Origin of the sequence: Mumia flava, assembly GCF_002797495.1 — a bacterium.
Taxonomy (GTDB): Bacteria; Actinomycetota; Actinomycetes; order Propionibacteriales; family Nocardioidaceae; genus Mumia; species Mumia flava.
In genome coordinates, this window is sequence record NZ_PGEZ01000001.1 from 896,398 (window position 1) to 916,347 (window position 19,950).

General features: G+C 72.1%; 19 protein-coding genes. 5 read left to right on the top strand and 14 right to left on the bottom strand.

Going from position 1 to position 19,950, the window contains the following annotated elements; translation table 11 throughout:
• Positions 1-39: 39 nt before the first annotated feature.
• On the bottom strand, positions 40-384 hold the full coding sequence (locus CLV56_RS04255) for an MGMT family protein (protein WP_039371079.1): 345 nt from the start codon (positions 382-384) through the stop codon (positions 40-42).
• A gap of 143 nt (positions 385-527) precedes the next feature.
• Positions 528-1,703: an adenylyltransferase/sulfurtransferase MoeZ gene (moeZ, locus tag CLV56_RS04260; protein ID WP_039371082.1), complete on the bottom strand. Its 1,176-nt coding sequence runs from the start codon at positions 1,701-1,703 to the stop codon at positions 528-530.
• A 235-nt stretch (positions 1,704-1,938) separates the two neighbouring features.
• Here moeZ and CLV56_RS04265 point away from each other — a divergent pair, with 235 nt between their 5' ends.
• Together CLV56_RS04265 and CLV56_RS04270 are read left to right on the top strand one after the other, a co-directional pair.
• Positions 1,939-2,577: a TetR/AcrR family transcriptional regulator gene (locus CLV56_RS04265; protein WP_039371164.1), complete on the top strand. Its 639-nt coding sequence runs from the start codon at positions 1,939-1,941 to the stop codon at positions 2,575-2,577.
• Positions 2,578-2,694: 117 nt separating this feature from the next.
• On the top strand, positions 2,695-2,916 hold the full coding sequence (locus CLV56_RS04270; protein ID WP_039371085.1) for a DUF3107 domain-containing protein: 222 nt from the start codon (positions 2,695-2,697) through the stop codon (positions 2,914-2,916).
• A 16-nt stretch (positions 2,917-2,932) separates the two neighbouring features.
• Here CLV56_RS04270 and CLV56_RS04275 read toward each other — a convergent pair whose 3' ends face one another.
• From CLV56_RS04275 to CLV56_RS04290, 4 genes are all read right to left on the bottom strand, one after another.
• On the bottom strand, positions 2,933-3,976 hold the full coding sequence (locus CLV56_RS04275; protein WP_039371089.1) for an ArsA family ATPase: 1,044 nt from the start codon (positions 3,974-3,976) through the stop codon (positions 2,933-2,935).
• On the bottom strand, positions 3,967-4,263 hold the full coding sequence (locus CLV56_RS04280; RefSeq protein WP_211287975.1) for a cory-CC-star protein: 297 nt from the start codon (positions 4,261-4,263) through the stop codon (positions 3,967-3,969). The genes CLV56_RS04275 and CLV56_RS04280 overlap by 10 nt, the downstream gene beginning before the upstream one ends.
• A gap of 7 nt (positions 4,264-4,270) precedes the next feature.
• Entirely contained in the window at positions 4,271-5,974 is a 1,704-nt protein-coding gene (locus tag CLV56_RS04285; protein WP_039371092.1) for a carbon starvation CstA family protein, read from the bottom strand.
• Positions 5,975-6,112: 138 nt separating this feature from the next.
• Positions 6,113-6,823: a ferritin-like fold-containing protein gene (locus CLV56_RS04290; protein ID WP_039371093.1), complete on the bottom strand. Its 711-nt coding sequence runs from the start codon at positions 6,821-6,823 to the stop codon at positions 6,113-6,115.
• Between the two features lie 247 nt (positions 6,824-7,070).
• On the opposite strand from CLV56_RS04290, the gene CLV56_RS04295 reads away from it, so the two are divergent.
• A complete protein-coding gene (locus CLV56_RS04295) occupies positions 7,071-8,603 on the top strand; it encodes a DEAD/DEAH box helicase (RefSeq protein WP_245857590.1) in 1,533 nt (510 codons plus the stop codon).
• A gap of 63 nt (positions 8,604-8,666) precedes the next feature.
• Here the strand turns inward: CLV56_RS04295 and CLV56_RS04300 are convergent, their stop codons facing one another.
• Both CLV56_RS04300 and CLV56_RS04305 read right to left on the bottom strand, forming a co-directional pair.
• Positions 8,667-9,476 carry a L,D-transpeptidase gene (locus CLV56_RS04300; protein ID WP_157805059.1) on the bottom strand — a complete coding sequence of 270 codons (810 nt, stop codon included), beginning with the start codon at positions 9,474-9,476 and terminating at the stop codon, positions 8,667-8,669.
• Positions 9,477-9,561: 85 nt separating this feature from the next.
• Positions 9,562-10,338, bottom strand: coding sequence for a ParA family protein (locus CLV56_RS04305; RefSeq protein WP_245857593.1), 777 nt, complete (start codon positions 10,336-10,338; stop codon positions 9,562-9,564).
• Between the two features lie 35 nt (positions 10,339-10,373).
• Between CLV56_RS04305 and CLV56_RS04310 the strand changes: the two genes are divergently transcribed.
• Both CLV56_RS04310 and CLV56_RS04315 read left to right on the top strand, forming a co-directional pair.
• Positions 10,374-11,132, top strand: a complete 759-nt coding sequence (locus tag CLV56_RS04310; protein WP_039371097.1) for an SDR family NAD(P)-dependent oxidoreductase — start codon at positions 10,374-10,376, stop codon at positions 11,130-11,132.
• Positions 11,129-11,983 carry an alpha/beta fold hydrolase gene (locus CLV56_RS04315; RefSeq protein WP_039371100.1) on the top strand — a complete coding sequence of 285 codons (855 nt, stop codon included), beginning with the start codon at positions 11,129-11,131 and terminating at the stop codon, positions 11,981-11,983. Before CLV56_RS04310 ends, CLV56_RS04315 begins: the two co-directional genes overlap by 4 nt.
• Positions 11,984-12,160: 177 nt before the next feature.
• Here the strand turns inward: CLV56_RS04315 and bar are convergent, their stop codons facing one another.
• The 6 genes from bar to CLV56_RS04345 form a co-directional block, all read right to left on the bottom strand.
• Entirely contained in the window at positions 12,161-13,267 is a 1,107-nt protein-coding gene (bar, locus tag CLV56_RS04320) for a barbiturase (RefSeq protein ID WP_039371103.1), read from the bottom strand.
• Between the two features lie 83 nt (positions 13,268-13,350).
• Positions 13,351-14,289 carry a carbamate kinase gene (locus tag CLV56_RS04325; RefSeq protein WP_039371105.1) on the bottom strand — a complete coding sequence of 313 codons (939 nt, stop codon included), beginning with the start codon at positions 14,287-14,289 and terminating at the stop codon, positions 13,351-13,353.
• A gap of 110 nt (positions 14,290-14,399) precedes the next feature.
• Positions 14,400-14,708, bottom strand: a complete 309-nt coding sequence (locus CLV56_RS04330) for a DUF4333 domain-containing protein (protein WP_039371109.1) — start codon at positions 14,706-14,708, stop codon at positions 14,400-14,402.
• Between the two features lie 75 nt (positions 14,709-14,783).
• The gene (locus CLV56_RS04335; RefSeq protein ID WP_211287976.1) at positions 14,784-15,569 is read right to left on the bottom strand and encodes an NmrA family NAD(P)-binding protein; all 786 of its coding nucleotides are present in this window, start codon (positions 15,567-15,569) and stop codon (positions 14,784-14,786) included.
• A complete protein-coding gene (locus CLV56_RS04340; protein WP_100414436.1) occupies positions 15,566-17,545 on the bottom strand; it encodes a hydantoinase B/oxoprolinase family protein in 1,980 nt (659 codons plus the stop codon). The genes CLV56_RS04335 and CLV56_RS04340 overlap by 4 nt, the downstream gene beginning before the upstream one ends.
• Complete coding sequence (locus tag CLV56_RS04345) at positions 17,542-19,665, bottom strand: hydantoinase/oxoprolinase family protein (protein ID WP_039371114.1); 2,124 nt, start codon at positions 19,663-19,665, stop codon at positions 17,542-17,544. The genes CLV56_RS04340 and CLV56_RS04345 overlap by 4 nt, the downstream gene beginning before the upstream one ends.
• Positions 19,666-19,950 lie beyond the last annotated feature (285 nt).

Consider the following 19,950-nt stretch of genomic DNA (forward strand, 5'->3'; position numbering starts at 1 on the left):
CGTCAGGACCGTTGCGCAGCAGGAAGAACGGCGCTCGCGTCACACGGCGCGAAGGGGATCCCAGGCGGCGGCGCGCACGTCGACCCGCAGCGGGCCGTCGAGATCTCCACGCAACGGCGTCCCCTCCTCGAGGTAGTGCTCGCGCGCCCGGTGCTCCAATCCCGGTGCCACCGTCCCGTCGGCACGGATCACGCGCCACCACGGCACGGCCGCCCCGTAGGTCGCCATCACCCGGCCGACCTGCCGCGGCCCTCCGCGTCCGACGGCGGCGGCCACCACCCCGTACGACGTGACCCGGCCGGGCGGGACCGACTCGGCGATCCGCAGCACGGCCTCGACGTACGCCTCGGGGTCGGCGGCGTCGGAAGGGTCGTGCGTGTCCACCGGGTCAGCCTGTCATGCGGCGACGGGGCGCCGGACGCACCACGGCCCCCGGACGTGGGGTCCGGGGGCCGTGGTGGTCTCGACAGGCTCGACCAGCGAGGGCGCCGGTCGACCAGCGAGGGCGCCGGTCGACCAGCGAGGGGTCAGTACGCGGGCTGGGACGGGTCGATCTGGTTCACCCAGGCCACGACGCCGCCGCCGACGTGGACCGCGTCCTCGAGGCCGGCACCCTTGACGATCGCCAGCACCTCGGCCGAGCGCTGTCCCGACTTGCAGTGCAGCACGACCTGCTGGTCCTGCGGCAGCTGCTCGAGCGCGTTGCCGGCGAGGAAGTCGCCCTTCGGGATCAGCACCGAGCCCGGGATCTTGTTGATCTCGTACTCGTTGGGCTCGCGGACGTCGACCAGCACGAAGCTGCGGCTGCCCTCCTCGCGCTCCTTCAGCCAGCCCTCGAGGGTGGCGACGGAGATGGTCGAGTCGGCGGCGGCCTCCGCCGCGTCGTCGGACAGCACGCCGCAGAACGCCTCGTAGTCCTCGAGCAGCTCGGTCGGGACGACGCCGTTCGGGTCGCGGCGGATCTTCAGCTCGGTCCAGCGCATCTCGAGCGCGTCGAAGACGAGCAGCCGGCCGATCAGCGGGTCGCCGATCCCGGTGATCATCTTGATCGCCTCGTTGACCATCACCGAGCCGATCGACGCGCACAGCACGCCGAGCACGCCGCCCTCGGCGCAGGACGGCACCATGCCCGGCGGCGGGGGCTCGGGGTAGAGGTCGCGGTACTGGGGACCCTCCTGGGCCCAGAACACCGAGACCTGGCCCTCGAAGCGGTAGATCGAGCCCCACACGTACGGCTTGCCGAGGATCACCGCGGCGTCGTTGACCAGGTAGCGGGTGGCGAAGTTGTCGGTGCCGTCGAGGATCAGGTCGTAGTCGGCGAAGATCTCGAGCACGTTGTCGACGTCGAGCCGGGTCTCGTGCAGGACCACGTCGACGTACGGGTTGATCTCCGCGACCGAGTCCTTCGCGGACTGGGCCTTGGACCGGCCGACGTCGCTCTGGCCGTGGATCACCTGGCGCTGGAGGTTCGACTCGTCGACCTCGTCGAACTCGACGATGCCGATCGTGCCGACGCCGGCCGCCGCGAGGTACAGCAGCGCCGGGCTGCCGAGTCCGCCCGCGCCGATCACGAGGACCTTCGCGTTCTTCAGCCGCTTCTGCCCGGCCATGCCCACGTCGGGGATGATCAGGTGCCGGCTGTAGCGGCGAACCTCGTCGACGGTCAGCTCGTCAGCGGGCTCGACCAGGGGTGCTAGTGCCACGACGTCTCCTCGGTCGGGGTCTGGGTGGGTACGGCACGGCGGGTGCCACGAGTGCGTCAACAACGCCGCCCCCGGGCCTGTTCCCGCCTTCTCCATGATGCCTGGCGCCCACGAGCCGCCCGGGACCGTCCCGCGACGCGGACGGACCGTCCGCCCCTCGGACGCGGCGCTCGACGGCGCCACGCCGCCCGAGCCGGGCACGTACCCGTCGGTAGCAACGGCGTACGATCACTCTGTGAGCGAGACCACCACGAGCGACCGACCGCGCGGCGGACGGCTCCCCCGCAGCGCCCGCCGGGCCCAGCTCCTCGAAGCAGCACGCGGCGTGTTCGTCGACAACGGCTACCACGCGGCGGCCATGGACGACATCGCCGAGCGGGCCGGCGTCAGCAAGCCGGTGCTGTACCAGCACTTCCCGGGCAAGCTGGAGCTCTACCTCGCCCTGCTCGACTCGGCGTGCGACACCGTGGTGGACGCCGTCCGCGACGCACTCGCCTCGACCGACGACAACAAAGAACGCGTCCAGGCCACGATCGAGGTGTTCTACAACTACGTGGCGAGCGACCAGGCGGCGTTCCGGCTGGTCTTCGAGTCGGACATCACCAGCGACCCCGAGGTACGTCGACGCGTGGATCGTGTCAACGAGGAGACGGCCAAGGCGATCGCCGAGGTGATCCACGACGACACGAAGCTTCCGCCGGTCGCCTCGGAGCTCCTCGCGGTCAGCCTCGTCGGGATGGCGCACGTCGGAGCCCGCTACTGGCTGGACCAGAGCTCGGAGCTCTCCCGCGAGCACGCGGTCGCGATGGTCAGTGCGCTGTCGTGGCGCGGCATCTCGGGATTCCCCCGCACCGACGAGCCCGGCGACGACTGACGAGGAGCCCCGGACGGTACGCGGGCAGCGAACGCCCGTGCCCGACCGTACCCGGGCGAGATAGCGTGAACCTGCGTCGCGCAGCGTGCGGCGCACCCATCAGCAGAAAGGCACGACGTGGAGATCCGGATCGGCGTCCAGCACTCGGCCCGTGAGCTGTCCCTGGAGACCAGCGACAGCCGTGAGGACATCCTCAAGGCGTTCAGCCAGGCCCAGGACGGTGACGGCCTGCTGGCGATCACCGACGACCGTGGACGCAGCGTCGTCGTGCCGGTCGCGAAGGTCGCCTACCTGGAGTTCTCCGGCGAGGGCGGCCGCCGGGTCGGCTTCGACACCTGAGGCGCGCCCCGGGTGGTCAGCCCGCTGCCCGGATCGCCGCACCGATCGCGGCCACGCCCGGCTCACCCACGAGGTCGCCGGCCAGCAGCGGCAGCTCGACCACGTCCGGCCCGCCGCCGGCCCGTGCTCCTGACCCCGCCTCCAGGCCGGCTCGCAGGACGCGCAGCTGCTGGTCCTCCGCACGGCGTCGCTGCGCCAGCAGCTCGCCCGCGTCAGCCGGTGAGCGCCGGTTGACCACGACGGCGCTCACGTCGACCCCCAGCGAGGCGAGCTCGGCGTCGAGGGCGAGGGACTCCGCGACCGGCATCGGCTCGGCGACGCCCACGATCACGAACGACGTCCGCCCCGGGTCCCCGACCACGTCGCGCAACGTCGCGAACCGCCGTCGGCGCCGCACGAGCACCCGCCGCAGCTCGGCGTCGACGTCGACGTCCGCCGCCCGGCGCCCGCCCAAGCCACGCACGGCCGCGCCGAACCGCTCGGCACGGTCGCGGCTGGCGAGCAGCGTCTCCGTCCACGAGGTGAGCTGCGCGGGCAGGGCGAGCAGCCGCAGGGTGTGACCGGTCGGCGCGGTGTCGACCACGACCAGGTCGTACGCGTCCAGGCCCGCCTCGACGCACTCGGCGAGCCGGTCCAGGATCGCCGACTCGTAGGTCCCCGGCGCCTCCCGCGCGAACGCGAGGTGCTGCTCGACCTGGCCGTGCAACCGCTCGGGGAGCAGCCGCAGCATCGTCGAGCGGACCCCGGCGAGGTGGGTCTCCACCGTCCGCGCCGGGTCGATCTCGACCGCGTCGACGCCACCGCCGCGGCCGTCGACCCGCGCGGCACCGCCGCCGGCCCGCGCACCGTCGGCGACCGCGACCACCGTCGTCGGCTCGTCACCCAGCGGGCGGTCCCAGAGGTGACCGAGGTTGTGCGCCGGGTCCGTGGACACCACCAGCACGCGGCCGCCGTCTCGAGCGCGCTCGAGCGCGACGGCCGAGGCGACGGAGGTCTTGCCGACGCCGCCCTTGCCGCCCACGAACAGGACGCGCCGCTCGGCGGCCAGTCTCAGCAGCACCCGACGTGCTCCAACGGCGAGCGCTCCAGCCCGGCCCGGCGATGCCACGCGTGGAACTCCGGGTAGAGCGCCGGGACGAGCTCGACGGAGTGGTACGCGGCGGGATCCGGGACCCCGAGGGCGTCGGCGAGCACGACGAGCATGAAGAGATCGTCCTCGTCGCGCTGCGCACGGGCGAACGTACGGCGGTACGGGCCGGCGTAGAACTCCTGGAGGCCGGCGGTGAACGCGGACCAGCGGTCCCGCAGGCGACTGCCTGCAGGACCGCTGGACGACGCGTCGCTCACCCGCGCGTCACGACCCGTCGCCGCGGGAGCTGCCGGCCAGGTCCGCGTCGGCCTCCTCGGCCGGCTCGGTCCGCGCCTTGTTCATGGCCATCAGCGCCTCGACCGCGACCCACAGGGCGGCCACGATGATCACCACGTCGAGCACGAGCAGCAGCCAGTCCTCGGCCTCCTGGAGGTCGCCGAGCTGGACCAGCGCCGCGTAGAACGACATCACGAAGACGAACGCCAGCGGGATCAGCGCGGGCCACGGGTTGCGCCGCTTGCGCAGCAGCATGACCGCGACGATCGACAGCGTCAACGACGCCAGCAGCTGGTTCGTCGTGCCGAACAGCGGCCAGATCCGCAGGCCGCCCTCGCCCGCGGCGCCCTGGCTGAAGGTGAGTCCCATCGCCACCACGAGCACGACCACGGTCGCGACGCCCTTGCCGATCTTCCATCCGAACAGGTCGCCGGCCTCCTGGACGACGAACCGCTGGAGCCGGACGCCGGTGTCCATCGTCGTCGCCGCGAACAGCACGGCCATCGTCGCGAGGATCGTCGCGCTCAGCGAGGCGGGCAGCCCGAGCCCGGCCTCGACGATCGCGCCGCCGCCGGTGACGAACGCGCCGACGCCGCCCTCGCCGAAGGCGCTGTAGACCGCCTCCCAGTCCGCGAGCGTCGCGAATCCGGCCGTGGTCGCCATGATCGCGCCGAGCGCCAGCAGGCCCTCGCCGACCGCCCCGAAGTAGCCGACGAACCGGGCGTCGCTCTCGGAGTCGAGCTGCTTCGACGACGTCCCGGACGAGACCATGCCGTGGAAGCCGGAGATCGCGCCGCAGGCGATCGTCACGAACAACAGCGGTACGAGGCCCGGCGTACCGTCCGGCACGTCGGAGTTGTACGCCGGGGCGACGATCTCCGGGGCGCTGAGCAGCACCGCGCCGTACAGGATGCCGAGACCGATGAACAGCTGGACACCGTTGATGTAGTCGCGCGGCTGCAGCAGCACCCAGACCGGCAGCAGCGACGCGATGCCGGCGTAGAGGAAGAGCGCGACGATCCAGAAGGTCTCCGGCGACATCCCGAGGATCGGGTCGGACAGCTCCACCGGGTACGCGTCGCCGAGCAGGATCAGCGCGTAGAGCGCGACCACGCCGATCACCGTGGTGAGCGCGAGGTTCATCTTCCAGCGGTAGATCATCTGCCCGATGATCAGCGCCACCACGATCGCGCCCCAGGCGGGGATCACCGCGCTCGGCGTGCTGATCAGCAGGTTCTTGATGACGACCGTGAACGCAGCGATCACCATGAGCAGGAGCAGGAAGATCACGACCAGGAACAGGTTGCGCCCACGCGGGCCGATGTAGCGCCCCGACAGCAGGCCCATCGACTGTCCGCGGTTGCGCACCGAGGCCCACAGCGAGCCGAGGTCGTGCATGCCGGCGAAGAAGACGGTGCCGAGGGTGACCCAGAGGAACGCCGGCAGCCAGCCCCAGATCACCGCGATCGCGGGGCCCACGATCGGTGCCGCGCCGGCGACCGAGGTGAAGTGGTGGCCCCACAGGACGTACTTGTTGGTCGGGACGTAGTCGATCCCGTCCTCCATCTCGTGCGCCGGTGTGGGGTAGGCCGCGTCGAGCTGGTAGATCCGGTTCGCGAGGAACTTGGAGTAGAGCAGATACCCGCCCGCGAACATCGCGAGCCCGATCAGCATGAGTACGAGTGAGTTCACCCTTCGACCTTCCGTCCGACTATCACGCCGTCACTCAACGTACGACGACATTGTGATGGCCGTCACCGACCGGCACGGGCGGATCGCCGAACGGTCGGCCAGGCGCGACGGACGGTCGTCGAACGTCTCGGTCGAGCCTCAGGAGTCGAGGCCGAGCTCCGCCATCCGAGCGGCGTGGTTCTCCGTCAGCCGGGTGAACATCCGGCCGATCGAGGCCAGGTCCATCCCGCTCGGGGCGTCCGCACCGCCGACCAGGACGGCCGTCAGCCCGTCGTGCTCCGCGGCGACCACCTGCGCCTGGCTCAGGGCCTCGCCCATCAGACGACGTCCCCACAGCGCCAGCCGGCCCGCGACCTTCGGGTCCGTCTCGATCGCCTCGCGGACCCGCTCGACCACGAACGCCGAGTTGCCCGAGTCCGCCAGCGCCTCGAGGACGAGCGTGCGCGTCTCCAGGTCCAGGAACGCAGCGATCTCGCGGTAGAAGTCGGCCGCGAGACCGTCCCCGACGTACGCCTTCACGAGGCCCTCCAGCCAGTCCGACGGCGCCGTCTGCAGGTGGAAGCGGGTGAACGTCGCCTCGAACGGCGCCATCGCGTCGTACGGGTCGAGGCCCAGCTCGGCGAGCCGGTCGCGCAACGAGACGAAGTGCTGCATCTCCACGAGCGCCATCTCGGCCAGGTGCGCCTTGTCGCGCAGCGTCGGGGCGAGCTTCGCGTCCTCGGCCAGCCGCTCGAACGCCGACAGCTCACCGAACGCCAGCACACCCAACAGCTCGACGACACCCCGGCGGTACGACGGGTCGTCCAGCTCGGAGGCAGCAGCGTCGGAGGGTGTCGTGTGCTCGGGCATGAGCGCACTGTAACGGCCCGCCCGGGCGGTGCGCGGCGCGACGTCAGGGCACGCCCGATAGACTGGAGGTGCCAGGCGTGGATCCACCGATCTCAGTCGCCGGGCCGCGCGGTCGCCGCCGAGGCCCGCCGAGGGCCGCACGTGCCTCTCGAGCACCGGTGCGCGACCCCAGGAGACCAAGCCGCCACAAGACTGCGCGGCACGATCGACACAGAGAACGAGTAGACCCCTGACGACCTTCAAAGACATGGGAGTGCTTCCCGAGATCGCCGACTCCCTCGCGGACCTCGGCATCACCCACCCGTTCCCGATCCAGGAGATGACGCTGCCCATCGCGCTGCTGGGCAACGACCTGATCGGACAGGCCCGTACCGGCACGGGCAAGACGCTCGCGTTCGCCATCCCCGTGGTGCAGCGGACCGTCGTCCCGCACGACCCCGAGTTCGAGATGCTGGGTGCGCCCGGCAAGCCGCAGGCCCTGATCGTCGCCCCGACCCGCGAGCTCGCGATCCAGGTCTCCGGCGACGTCTCCGACGCCTCCACCAAGCGCGGTGCGCGTGTGCTCACCGTGTACGGCGGCGTGCCGTACGAGCCGCAGCTGGAGGCGCTGGAGACCGGCGTCGAGATCGTGATCGGCACGCCCGGCCGCCTGCTGGACCTGGCCAAGCGCAAGGCGCTCGACCTGAGCCACGTGAAGTCGCTGGTGCTGGACGAGGCCGACGAGATGCTCGACCTCGGGTTCCTCCCCGACGTCGAGGCGCTGATCGCCCGCACGCCCGAGCTGCGGCAGACGATGCTGTTCTCGGCGACGATGCCCGGCGCGATCGTCAGCCTCGCGCGCACCCACATGCGTCACCCGGTCAACATCCGGGCCGAGTCCAGCAGCGACAGCCAGACCGTCCCGGCGACCGCGCAGTTCGTCTACCAGGCGCACGACCTCGACAAGCCCGAGATCGTCGCCCGCGTCCTCCAGGCCGAGGACCGGGGCCGGATCGTCGTGTTCACGCGGACCAAGCGTGCCTCGCAGCGCCTCGCCGACGACCTCGCCGAGCGCGGGTTCAACGCCGCGCCGCTGCACGGCGACATGGCGCAGGGCGCCCGCGAGAAGGCGATGGCGAGGTTCCGCGACGGCAAGATCGACGCGCTCGTCGCGACCGACGTCGCCGCCCGCGGGATCGACGTCGAGAACGTCACGCACGTGATCAACTACTCCTGCCCCGAGGACGACAAGACCTACGTCCACCGGATCGGTCGTACGGGCCGCGCCGGCAAGTCGGGCATCGCGATCACGCTGGTCGACTGGTCGGACGTCGCGCGCTGGAAGACGATCAACAAGACGCTCGGCCTGCCGTTCGACGAGCCGGTCGAGACGTACTCGACGTCCGAGATGCTCTACCACGACCTCGGGATCCCGAGCGAGGCCAAGGGTCGGATCGCGCCCCCGAAGGAACGTGAGCGCTCCGAGGGGTCCCGCGACCGGTCCGCCGGTGGCTCGGACCGTCCGAAGCGCACCCGCAACCGCAGCCGCAGCCGTACGCGTGGTGGCCGTCCCGTCGACCGGGCGGAGACCGGCGACGCGACACCGTCGGCCGAGGTTGCTGCGCCCGTGCAGGACGGCAGCTCGCCGGAGTCGGGCGCCGCGAACGGCGAGGGCGGCCAGACGCGCCGTCGCCGCCGTCGTCGCCGCCGTCCGTCCGGTGCGGCGAACGGCGAGGCCCCCTCGTCGGGCGGTGACGCGGCCGCCGTCACCTCCGACGCTGCCGCAGGCTCTGCCGAGTAGCAGGTCGCTCCACCCCGTACGACCCGGTCCGCTCCGCGCGGGCCGGGTCGTCGTGCGTCCGGGTCAGCCGACCACGACGACGCGCGTCCCGACGCCGGCGAACTGCCACAGCGCCTTCGCGTCCGAGCGCCTCTGCCGGATGCATCCCGCGGAGAGCTCCGTCCCGAGCTGCTGTGTCGTCTGGACCAGCGTCCCGTCGTTCGAGACCGGGATGCTGTGGAACCCGATCGCGGCGTTGGGGCCCCGGGTGAACCGGACGAAGAACTCCATCGTCGACGAGAGCGTGAACGACGTGGCGTGCCGCGACCGCGAGTAGATCTCGTACCGGCCGGGCTGCAGGTTGTCGTACCTGCTGCCCGAGACCAGGTAGGTCCGCTGCGCACGGCCGCCCGACCCGACGATCCACACCCGCTGCTCGCTCATCGAGAACACGACGCGCCGCCCCGTACCCGACCGCGCGGGCACCGGGGGCGCGACGTTCGGGGCGAGCAGCTCGCCGCGCTTCGTGGTCCTCGGGCGGTCGAGCGGCACGGTCTGCGCCTCCGGTGGCGGCGCGTCGCTCGGAGCAGCCGTGGTGGGCGGCGGGGAGGCGAGCCCGGTCTCGCCCGTCGACGGGCCGGCCGACTCGTCGCTGCGCGTGACCGGCTCCGCCCCGGCCGCGACGGCGCCCTCCTCGGCCGCGGGAGCCCCGATCGGAGCCCACGCCGTGATCCGCTCGGTCGCGCTCGTCGCCTGCACACCAGCGGCCAGCAGCGCCCCGAGGAGCACGAAGGCCAAGGCGCGCCCGGGGCGAGCCCGGCGACGGACGTGGGTGTGCCGACCGGACGTCCGACCGCGACCCTCGGAGGTCACGGGACGATCACGACTGGGCACCTGCCCCAGACTAGAGGGTGCCGGTCCCTTCGTGACACCCCCGGTTGCCCGAACGGCGCACCGGGCTCCGCGCCCGCGACGCGGGTCACGCCAGCAGGCGGTCGGCGACGTCGCGGTACGCCTGCGCACCGCGGTGGTTCGTCGCGGTCTGCAGGATCGACAACCCGTACGCCGGGGCCTCGGCGAAGCGGATCGAGCGCGGGATCGGCGGCTCGAGCACCTCGAGGTCGTAGCTCTCGGTGATCGCCTCCAGCACCGCCCGCGCGTGCCGCGTGCGCCCGTCGTACGAGGTGGGGAGGACGCCGAGCACCGTCAGGTCCGGGTTCGTGTAGGCGCGGACGTCGTGGACGGTGTCGAGCAGCTGACCGACGCCGCGGTGCGCCAGGGTCTCGCACTGGAGCGGGATCAGCAGGTCGGTGGCCGCGGTCAGGGCGGCGGCGGTGAGCACACCGAGCGACGGCGGGCAGTCGAGCAGGATCCAGTCGTAGTCGTCGAGCACGCCCTGCAGCGCGGCCCGAAGCCGGTGCTCGCGGCCGGTCCGGGACGCGAGCGACTCCTCCGCGCGGGCCAGGTCGATCGTCGACGGCAGCAGGTGGACCGCCTCCTCGGCGACCACGATCGCGTCACCGGCGTCCTTCTCGCCCAGCAGCACGTCCCCGACCGCGACGTCGAGGTCCTCCGGGTCGACGCCGAGGGAGAACGTGAGACTCGCCTGCGGGTCGAGGTCGACCAGCAGCACACGCCGGCCACGCTGCGCGAGCGCCGCTCCGAGGGAGGCGACCGTGGTCGTCTTCGCGACGCCGCCCTTCTGGTTCGCGACGGCGAGCACGCGGGGTCCGTCCGGTGACGTGCGAGAGGTCACGGCGACCATTCTTCCCGATCTGCGAGGATCTGCCCATGCCACTCGCACTCGTGACCGGAGCCACGTCGGGACTCGGCCTGGAGTTCGCCCGCCAGCTCGCCGCGCGCGGGCACGATCTCGTCCTGGTCGCCCGCAACGCCGAACGCCTCTCCTCGATCGCGACCGACCTGCGTGCCGGCGGTCGCAGCGTCAAGATCGTCGCCGCCGACCTGTCGACGACCGACGGGATCGCCCGCGTCGCGGCGGCGGTCCGGACGTACGAGATCGACGTGCTCGTCAACAACGCGGGCTCCTCGATCGGGAAGTTCTTCGGCGACACCGACATCGAGGCGGAGAACGCCCAGCTCACCCTGATGGTGCAGGCGCCGATGGACCTGATGGCGGCGGCTCTGGACGTGATGCGCCCGCGCGGATCCGGTCGGATCCTCAACGTCGCGAGCGTCGCCGCGTTCACGCCGCGCGGCACGTACTCCGCACACAAGGCGTGGATCGTGAACCTCAGCCGGTGGATGAACATCCGCTACTCCGCCGAGGGCGTCACCACCACGGCGATGTGCCCGGGCTTCGTGCGGACCGAGTTCCACCAGCGGATGGGAGTCGACCCGAGCGACGTGCCGGGCTGGATGTGGACGACGGTCGAGGAGAACGTCCGCGAGGCCCTCGCGGACCTCGGCAAGGGCAAGCCGCTGTCGATCCCGACGGCGAAGTACAAGGTGCTCGCGACCGTCGCCCAGTACGCCCCCGCGAAGCTCGTCGCGGCGATGGCGAAGCGTGGGCGGAAGGTCGCCGAGTGAGCACGCCGCGGACGCTGGAGACCCCCGCCGGCGTGACCGCGCGTACGGTCCCGACCGACCGCGGCGCCTTCGCGTTGCACGAGGCGGCGGTGCCCGACGGCGTCACGCACCGCGGTCATCTCCTGCTGATCCCCGGGTTCACGGGCAGCAAGGAGGACTTCACGCCGATCCTGCCGCTGCTCGCGGCCGCGGGCTGGCACACCTGCGCGTACGACCAGCGCGGGCAGTTCGAGACGCCCGGCGACGGCGCCGCGTACGGGCTCGACGACTTCGCCGAGGACGCGCTCGCGCTTCGCGAGGCGCTGTGGCCGTACGGGCCCTCCGCGGTGGTCGGGCACTCGTTCGGCGGCCTGGTCGCGCAGCGCGCGGTGCTCCTGGACGCGTCGGCGTGGCTGGGCCTGACGCTGCTGTGCAGCGGGCCGGGCGGGTTCACCCTGCCGGGCGTGGCCGAGCACGCGGTGGATCTGGAGGCGAGGCCGAAGGAGCTGCGGCTGTTCCTCCAGGCGGTGCCGGTCGTCGGCCTGAAGGCGGTGTTCGACGTGCAGAACGCCGACAGCACCGAGCCCGCCGAGATCCTCGCCTTCCTCGAGCGGCGGTTCCTGGCGAGCGACGCCTCTTCGCTGTGCGCGATCGCCGAGCACCTGCTGGACGCCGAGGATCGCATCGATGCGCTCGCGGCGACCGGGGTGCCGGTCGCGGTCGTCCGCGGAGCCGACGACGACGCATGGCCGCACGCGTCGCAGGACGCGATGGCCGCGCGGCTGCGTACGACCGTCGTCGTGGTCCCGGACGCCGCGCACTCCCCCGCCGTCGAGAACCCTGCGGCCACGGTGGCGGCGCTGCTCGGCTGATTCCCGCGCGCGGTCCTCACGGCCCCGCCCGGGGCCGGTCATGCGTCCGCCGACGGGCCACCCGGCGACGCAGACCGCCACCTGGCTGGGGAAACCGTCCCAGCCCGGTGCCGGTCTGCGTAGCCGGCTACGGAGACTGCCCCCGGCGGATTCTGGCGAGGGTGGCCCGCGACGGCGTCAGCTGGCGTCGATGATCGCGGCGACCGGGCCGCCGCCGTCGGGACCCTGGTGCGCCGCCGACACCGACACGAACACCGCCGGGTCGCCGGTCACCGCCGAGGTGACGCCGCCGACCGCGGCCTTGATCTGGCGGTGCCAGTGCACGTCGGAGTCGTCGAGCATCGCGTTGCGGCGCCCGCGGACCATGCCGTCCTGGCTCGCCTCGCACTTGAGGAACACGTTGACCAGCCGGCCGTCGAGGTCCGAGGTGTGCGGGCGCTCGGGCAGCTCGAGACCGGCGGAGCGGATCGCGTCCCAGATGCCGTCGGAGTCGAGCGCGTCGTCCATGACGCCGTGACCGATCCGGTACTTGCCGCCGATGCCGCGGACGTTGCCCACCACGACGACCTGCGCGCGGTCGAGCTCGACACCCGACGAGCAGGACGCGACCGACGAGTAGAGCGTGCGGTCGTGCATCACGTCGGCGTCGGTCGGCATCTCGATCTCGCCCAGCGCGACGGCGATGCCGAGCGCGGTGGTGCCGTTCGAGAGATCCATCGACGCGAGGGTGTCCTCGGTCCAGACCGTGTTGCCACGCGACTTCGCGTCGCGGATCGTGTCGATCGTGAGCAGCGGCGTCTTCGTCTGGACGTAGTGCACGTCGGCCGCGTCGGTGATCCCGGCGCGCTCCATCGCGACCTTGACCGCGTCCGCGACCTTCTCGACCATCGGCGTGCGGCCGATGTCCTCGGGCAGCAGCTGCTCGCTCATCGCGAACCCGACCGACAGCCGCGGCTCGTCCGTCGGCTCTGCTGCGCCCTCGGGGAGCGTCGCGAAGATCGTCGCGTGCGGGCTGATCACGCCGTCGGTACCGCCGGACCACACGATCGGGACCTGCTTGACCTCCTCGTCGCTGCGCGTGCCCTTGGCCACCAGGACCTCGCGGAAGGCGCGGTCGGCGATGATCCGGGTGTAGTCGTTGACCCCGCCGTTGCCCTCGGTCTTGCCGATGATCGCGATCACGCGGTCGGCTTCGAGGACGCCGTCATCGATGAGCTTCTCGAGCTCGCTCGCGTCGGCGACGGAGTGGATCGGGACCTTGCGTACTTCGATCGCGGCCGGCATGGCGTTCCTTTCGGTGGGATTCGCGGTGGTGGTGCTGGGTTCGTGGGTGGTGCGAGGGGTGGCTGGCGGTCCGGGTCGGTGCGTCAGTGCGGGTCGGGGACGACGCGGGTGCCGACGTCGGAGAGGACGGCGGACTCGATGTGCGCGAGCGACGTGATGACACCGGTGCGTCCTCTGTGCTCGGCGAACCGCGCGACCGCCTCGACCTTCGGGCCCATCGAGCCCGCCCCGAACGCACCGTCGGCCGCGAGGTCCCGTACCTCCTTGACCGTGACCTCGCCCAGCGGGCGCGCCTGGGGCGTGCCGAAGCCGACGACGGCCGCCTCGACGTCGGTGGCGATCACGAGCAGGTCGGCCTCGGTCTGCACGGCGAGCAGGGACGCCGTCAGGTCCTTGTCGATGACGGCCTCGACCCCGACGTACGCATCGCCGTCGCGCACGGTCGGGATCCCGCCGCCGCCGGCGCAGACGACGGTGTGACCGCCGGAGACCAGCGTGTGGATCGTGGCGGCCTCGAGGATCTGGCGGGGCTCCGGCGACGGGACCACGCGACGCCAGCGGGAGTCGGAGACCTCGACCCAGTGCTGGCCGTGGGCGCGCATCGCCTCGGCGTCGGCCGCGGACGCGTACCGCCCGATCGGCTTGGACGGGCGCAGGAACCCCGGGTCGTCGCGGTCGACGACGGTGCGCGACACGATCGCGGCGGTGAGCGGCTCGCGCCCGCGCCGGCGCAGCTCGTCGTCCAGGGCGTTCATCATGAGCGCCCCGATCGTGGCCTGCGTCTGCGCGACGCACCAGTCCAGCGGGACAGGCGGGACGACGTCGGCGGCGAGCTCGTTCTTGAGCAGCAGGTTGCCGACCTGGGGACCGTTGCCGTGGGTCAGGACCACCTCGTGTCCGGCCTCGACCAGATCCGCGACCGCGCGCATCGCGACGACGACGGCCGCCCGCTGGTCGGCCGGTCGGGCCGATCCGTCGGGCGAGGTCATGGCGTTGCCACCGAGGGCGATCACGACTCGCATGGGACGAATCTATGAGCCGGGACCCCCACGACGCATGGGCGAACATCGCCAACTCGCCTGCCAGGCGTCGTCAGACATTGCCGAGGGCTCGGTGTGGGGCGGCGGGTGGATCAGCCCGCCGGCTCGTCGTCGAGCGCGAAGTCCAGGTGCGCGACGCCGTTCTCGAGGCTCACGACGCTCACCGTCATCGAGAACGTCTCGTCGCTGCCGTTCGGGTCCTTGAGCGTGCACTGCATCGTCGCGCCCTCGTGCGAGCGCAGGTCGCCGGGGCAGTCCACGATCGGGTCCAGACCGATCTGCTTGCCGACCTCGACCGACGCCTTCTTCTCGACCGCCTTCTCCGGCATCGGCGCGCTGCCGCAGCCCGCGAGCAGCACCAGCGCCACAGGCACGGCGAGGAGGACGCGGGCACGGAGCATGCGGACATGGTACGGAGGGTGCCGCCGCGTGGGAACGCCCACCACCCCCTTTCCCGAGTCGCAGGCGACTCGCCGTCAGGGGAGGTCGCGGCGGAGGGCGTCCTCGACGGAGGTCGGGCGCCGCCCGAGCAGCGCGTGCAGCGGCTGCGAGCCGGTCGGGAGGCCGTACGCGTCGTAGTACGCGAACATCGCCCGCAGCCAGTCCCGCTCCCGCTTCTCGAGCGCGGCCCCGGCGTCGCGCGCCCAGCGCCGCGGGTCCAGCCGCCGCGCCTCCACGGTCCGGCCCAGCACCCGCGACGCCGCCTGCGCCACGTCGGCGACGCTCACCAGTCCCGGCCCGCCCAGCTCGTACGTCGCGCCCTCGTGCCCGGAGTCGGACAGCACCACCGCGGCCGCCTCCCCCACGTCGGCGAGGTCGACCAGCCCGAACGGCCGGTCCACGTCGTACGGCACCACCAACGAGTCGCCGGCGAGCAGCGGTGGGATCAGGTTCTGGACGTACGCGCAGGGCTGCAGGATCGTCCAGACCAGGCCGCTGCGCCGGACCAGGTCCTCGCTGACCGCCTTGCCCACGTGGTGCGGCATCGACGGGGCGTACGGCGACGCGACCGAGTGGTACACGACCCGCTCGACCCCGGCCGTACGCATCGCGTCGAGCATCCCGGTCACGTACGCGGGCTCGTCGGCGAGGAGGTTCGGGGCGATCAGGTACACGGCGTCGCACCCGTCGAACGCGGCGGCCGGGTCGGCCAGCTCGCGCCGCCCCAGCGGTCGGGCGGCGGCACCCCAGCGCTCGAGGCCGTCGCGGACGGCGGCACCGGTCTTGCCGGTGCCGCCGACCACCGCGACGGACCGGCTCACCGCCAGTCCACCCCCGCTGCCGCGGCGCCGTCCGCGAGCCGGGCGTACCCGGGCCCGCGATCGAAGAACGCCTCGTCGGCACCCGGTGCCATCGAGGCGCGGAGCTCGCGAGTCGCCTCCGCGTCGTACGCGAGGTCGCCGCCGGCGACGCTGCCGGTCAGCACCACGCCGTAGTCGTCGCGGGCGCCGTCGAACGACACCTTGTCCCAGACCACGTCGCGGACGACGAGCTCGGGATCACGCTCGCGCGGGTCACCCCAGCCGCCTCCGCCGGTCGTACGGATCCGGATCGTCTCGCCTGCCTTCACCGGCTCGTCGTCGGCGAGGGCGTCGACCTCGCGCTCGTTCGGACCACCCGCATCGATGACGACCTCGAACGGCCGCCCGGCCTTGCCGCCCTTGACGCCCCAGCACGCCAGGATCGAGCGGTCGGCGATCGACATGAAGTGCGCGTCGACGAGCATCCGGATGTGCTTCTCGTACCCGAGGCCGCCCCGAAACTTCCCCGGCCCGCCCGAGTCACGCGCCAACCGCAGGCTCTCCACCACGAACGGGAAGCGCGACTCGGTGAACTCCGTCGGCAGGTTCCGCGAGTCCGGCACGACGTGGATCGTGTCCTCGCCGTCGGCGTACGAGCGCCCGCCGGAGCCGCCGCCGAGGACCTCGCGCATGAGGTACGAGCGGCCCTGCAGGTCCGTCCCGTACACGCCGGTGTAGCGGATCGTCTCCTGGTCGGCCGGCATCTCGCCGTCGACCGCCTTCGCCAGCACGCCGGCGAGGACGCCGAGGAGCCGCAGGATCACGAACGTACGGGCGTTCGTGGGTGCGGGGAACTCGGGCGTGAGCAGCGTCCCCTTCTCCGGGAAGCGCATCTCGATCAGCGGCACGACGCCCTCGTTGACGTCCAGCTCGGCCATCCGCTCCGGGGTGTCGGCGAGGTTGCGCAGGATCGGCGCGAGCCACTTCTTCAGGAACACGCCGTCGGAGTAGTCGCCGCAGTGGTTGATCGGCCCCTTGGCCTGCGCCGACGTGCCCGCGAAGTCGAGCACGAGCCGCTCGCCCTCCGGATCGTCGGTCGGTGTGCGGGTCAGCGTGATCCGCTGCGTGTGCAGCATCGGGTCGTCGACGCCGTCGTGCTCGGCGTAGTCCTCCCACACCCAGGTGCCGACCGGGATCTTCGCGAGGATCTCGCGCCGGTACGTCTCGGTGGTGCGGTCGATGATCGCGTCGAAGCACGCCTCGACGGTCTCCAGCCCGTACCGGTCGAAGAGCTCGCCGAGCCGCCGAGCCCCCATCAGGCAGGCGGAGCACTCGGCGTCGAGGTCCGCGGCGAGCGACTCGGGCATCCGTGAGTTGCGGGTCATGATCGCGAGCGCCGAGCGGTTCGGTACGCCGGCGTCCCACAGCTTGATCGGGGGCACCATCAGCCCCTCCTCGTACACGCTCGTCGCGTGGCTCGGCATCGAGCCCGGCACGGCGCCGCCGATGTCGTCGTGATGCCCGAACGCCTGCACGAACGCAACCACACGCGGGCCGGAGCCGTCGTCGTGGAAGACGGGCACGGTGACGCACAGGTCGGGCAGGTGGCCGATGCCGCCCTCCGACGCGTACACGTCGTTGTGGAAGAACACGTCGCCCGGCTTCATCTCGTCGAGCGGGAAGTCCCGGGCGACGGGGTGCACGAGCGCGGAGTACGAGCGCCCGGTCAGCTTGCGCAGCAGGCGGTCGTGGATCCCGGCGCGGAAGTCGTGCGCGTCGCGGATCATCGGCGAGCGCGAGGTCCGCGCGATCGCGGTCTCGACCTCCTGCTCGACCGACGCGAGGCTCCCCTGGACGATCTCGACCAGCACCGGGTCGGCGCTGCGACCGGCGTCGTCGGTCAGCGTGCCGAACGGGAACTCGGTCGGGGCGCGGCGCGACCCGGTCTCCGGCGGCGTGCCGGGGGCGATGGTGGTGCCAGCGGTGGTCTCGCTCATCGGGCGTTCTCCTCTCGCGTCACGACGACGTTGGCGTACGGGTCGATTCGGGCGACGAACCCGGGGTGCAGCGGGATCGTGGAGCCGAACTCCTCGATCACCGCGGGGCCGAAGACCCGCTGGCCCGGGCGCAGCGCGGCGCGGTCGTAGATCGGGGTGTCGACGTAGCCGGTCTCGGCGTCGAAGCACACCGGCCGGCTGGTCCGCGGCTCGGGCGAGCCGGGCTCGTCGACCACCTCGTGGCGACGGATCTCGGGTCGCTGGATCGGCCCGATCCCGGACACCCGCAGGTTGACCCACTCGACCTGCTGCGACGGGTCGCCGGCGAAGTCGTACCCGTACAGCGCGCGGTGCTCGGCGTGGAACGCGTCGGCGACGGACGCGAGCGCGGCGTCGTCGAGCGACCCGTCCGGCATCGGCACCCGCACCTCGAACGCCTGGCCGAAGTAGCGCAGGTCCGCGGTGCGGGCGAAACGCTGCTCGCCGGCACCGAAGCCCTCCGCCGCCAGCGCCTCGGCGGCCTGCGCGGTAAGCCGGTCCACGATCCCGGCCACCTCGTCGGCGTCGAGCTCGTCGGCCAGCCGGACCGCGGTCTGGACGTAGTCGTTCTTCACGTCGACCGTGAGCAGGCCGAACGCGGAGACGTTGCCCGGGTTGGGCGGGACCAGGACGGTCGGGATGTCGAGCACGTCCATCAGGCGGCACAGCAGCAGCGAGCCCGAGCCGCCGAACGTCGTCAGCGCGAAGTCACGGACGTCCAGGCCGCGCTTGACGGTGATCTGGCGCAGCGCGTTCGCCTGGTTCCAGGCGGAGATCTCGAGCACGCCGGTCGCGGCCTGCTCCAGGCTGATGCCGAGCTTCGCGGAGAGGTCGGTCAGCCCCGTACGGGCGGCCTCGACGTCGAGCCCGATCTCGCCCCCGAGCAGGTGCGGGGGGATCCGGCCGAGGACGACGTGCGCGTCGGTGATCGTGACGTCCGTGCCGCCCTTCGCGTAGCAGAGCGGGCCCGGATCGGCGCCGGCCGAGGCCGGTCCGACCTTGAGGGTGCCCTCGGGCGAGAGCCACGCGATCGAACCGCCGCCGGCGCCGACCGTGACGACGTCGATCATCGGGATCTTGCTCGGGAACACCCCGACGCTGCCCTCGGTGGTCAGCGTCGGCTCACCGTCGATCACGACCGAGACGTCGGTCGACGTGCCGCCGCCGTCGCAGGTCAGGACGCGGTCGAAGCCCGCGACCTTCGCGATCAGCGCGGCGCCGAGCGCACCGGCGGCCGGACCGGACAGCACGGTGGTGATCGGCTGGTGGACCACCTCGTCGGCGCTGAGCACGCCGCCGTTGGACTTCATCACGTAGAACGGCACCGTTCCGCGGGTCGCGCCGGCAGCGTCCGTCCCGTGGGTGTACGTGGCGAGCCGGTCGGCGATCCGGCGGACGTACGCCGAGACCTTCGGCTTCACCGCGGCGTCGACCAGCGTCGTCATCGAGCGCTCGTACTCGCGGTACTCGCGCAGCACCTGCGAGGAGATCGAGACGATCGCGTCCGGGTGCTCCTCCGCGATCACCGCGCGCATCGCCTCCTCGTGCGCGTCGTTGGCGTAGGCGTGCAGGAAGCAGACGCCGATCGTGTCGATCCCGGCGTCACGGAACCAGCGCGCGACCGTACGGGCCCCTTCGACGTCGAACGGGCGGATCTCCTCCCCGGTCCAGTCGAGTCGCCCCTCGACGCCCAGGACGTGCTCGCGCGACACGATCCGGTCCGGCTTCACCCAGAAGTACGAGTTGCCGTACCCGTCCGGCACGGACTGCCGAGCGATCTCGAGCACCGCCTCGTACCCGGCGTTGGTGATGAAGCCGAGCCGCTCCACCTTGCCCTCGAGGAGCTGGTTGGTCGCGACGGTCGTGCCGTGCGAGACGGCGGTGATCGCGTCGCCGGACCCGGCCGGGAGCCCGGCCTGACCGAGCACCTTGTCGATCCCGGCGAGGAAGCCCTCGGCAGGATCGGACGGGGTCGACGGGGTCTTGGTCGTGACGAGCTCACCGGTCTGCTCGTCGAAGGCGACGACGTCGGTGAACGTGCCGCCGGTGTCGATGCCGATGCGGAAGCGCCGCTGCGTCATGGTCTCCCTCGTGGTTCCTCGCGTGGGACCCGCCGGGCAGGTCTGCGTACCCCACGATTCCAGCGCACCTCGTAGGGGTCCGGCACGGCGAACCTCGCCGGAGGTTGCCCCGATCTGATGGCAGAAGATGACAGCGGGCCCGCTGTGGCGCGGACGGCACTGGCGGGTGTTGACGTCGTTCTGCCTTCAGTCACCCTCGTGCGTCGACAGGCACCGGGGCCACTGTTGAACCCGGATTCAGGTTCGGATAGCGTGCGCGACGAGACCCACGTCACACCCTTGCCT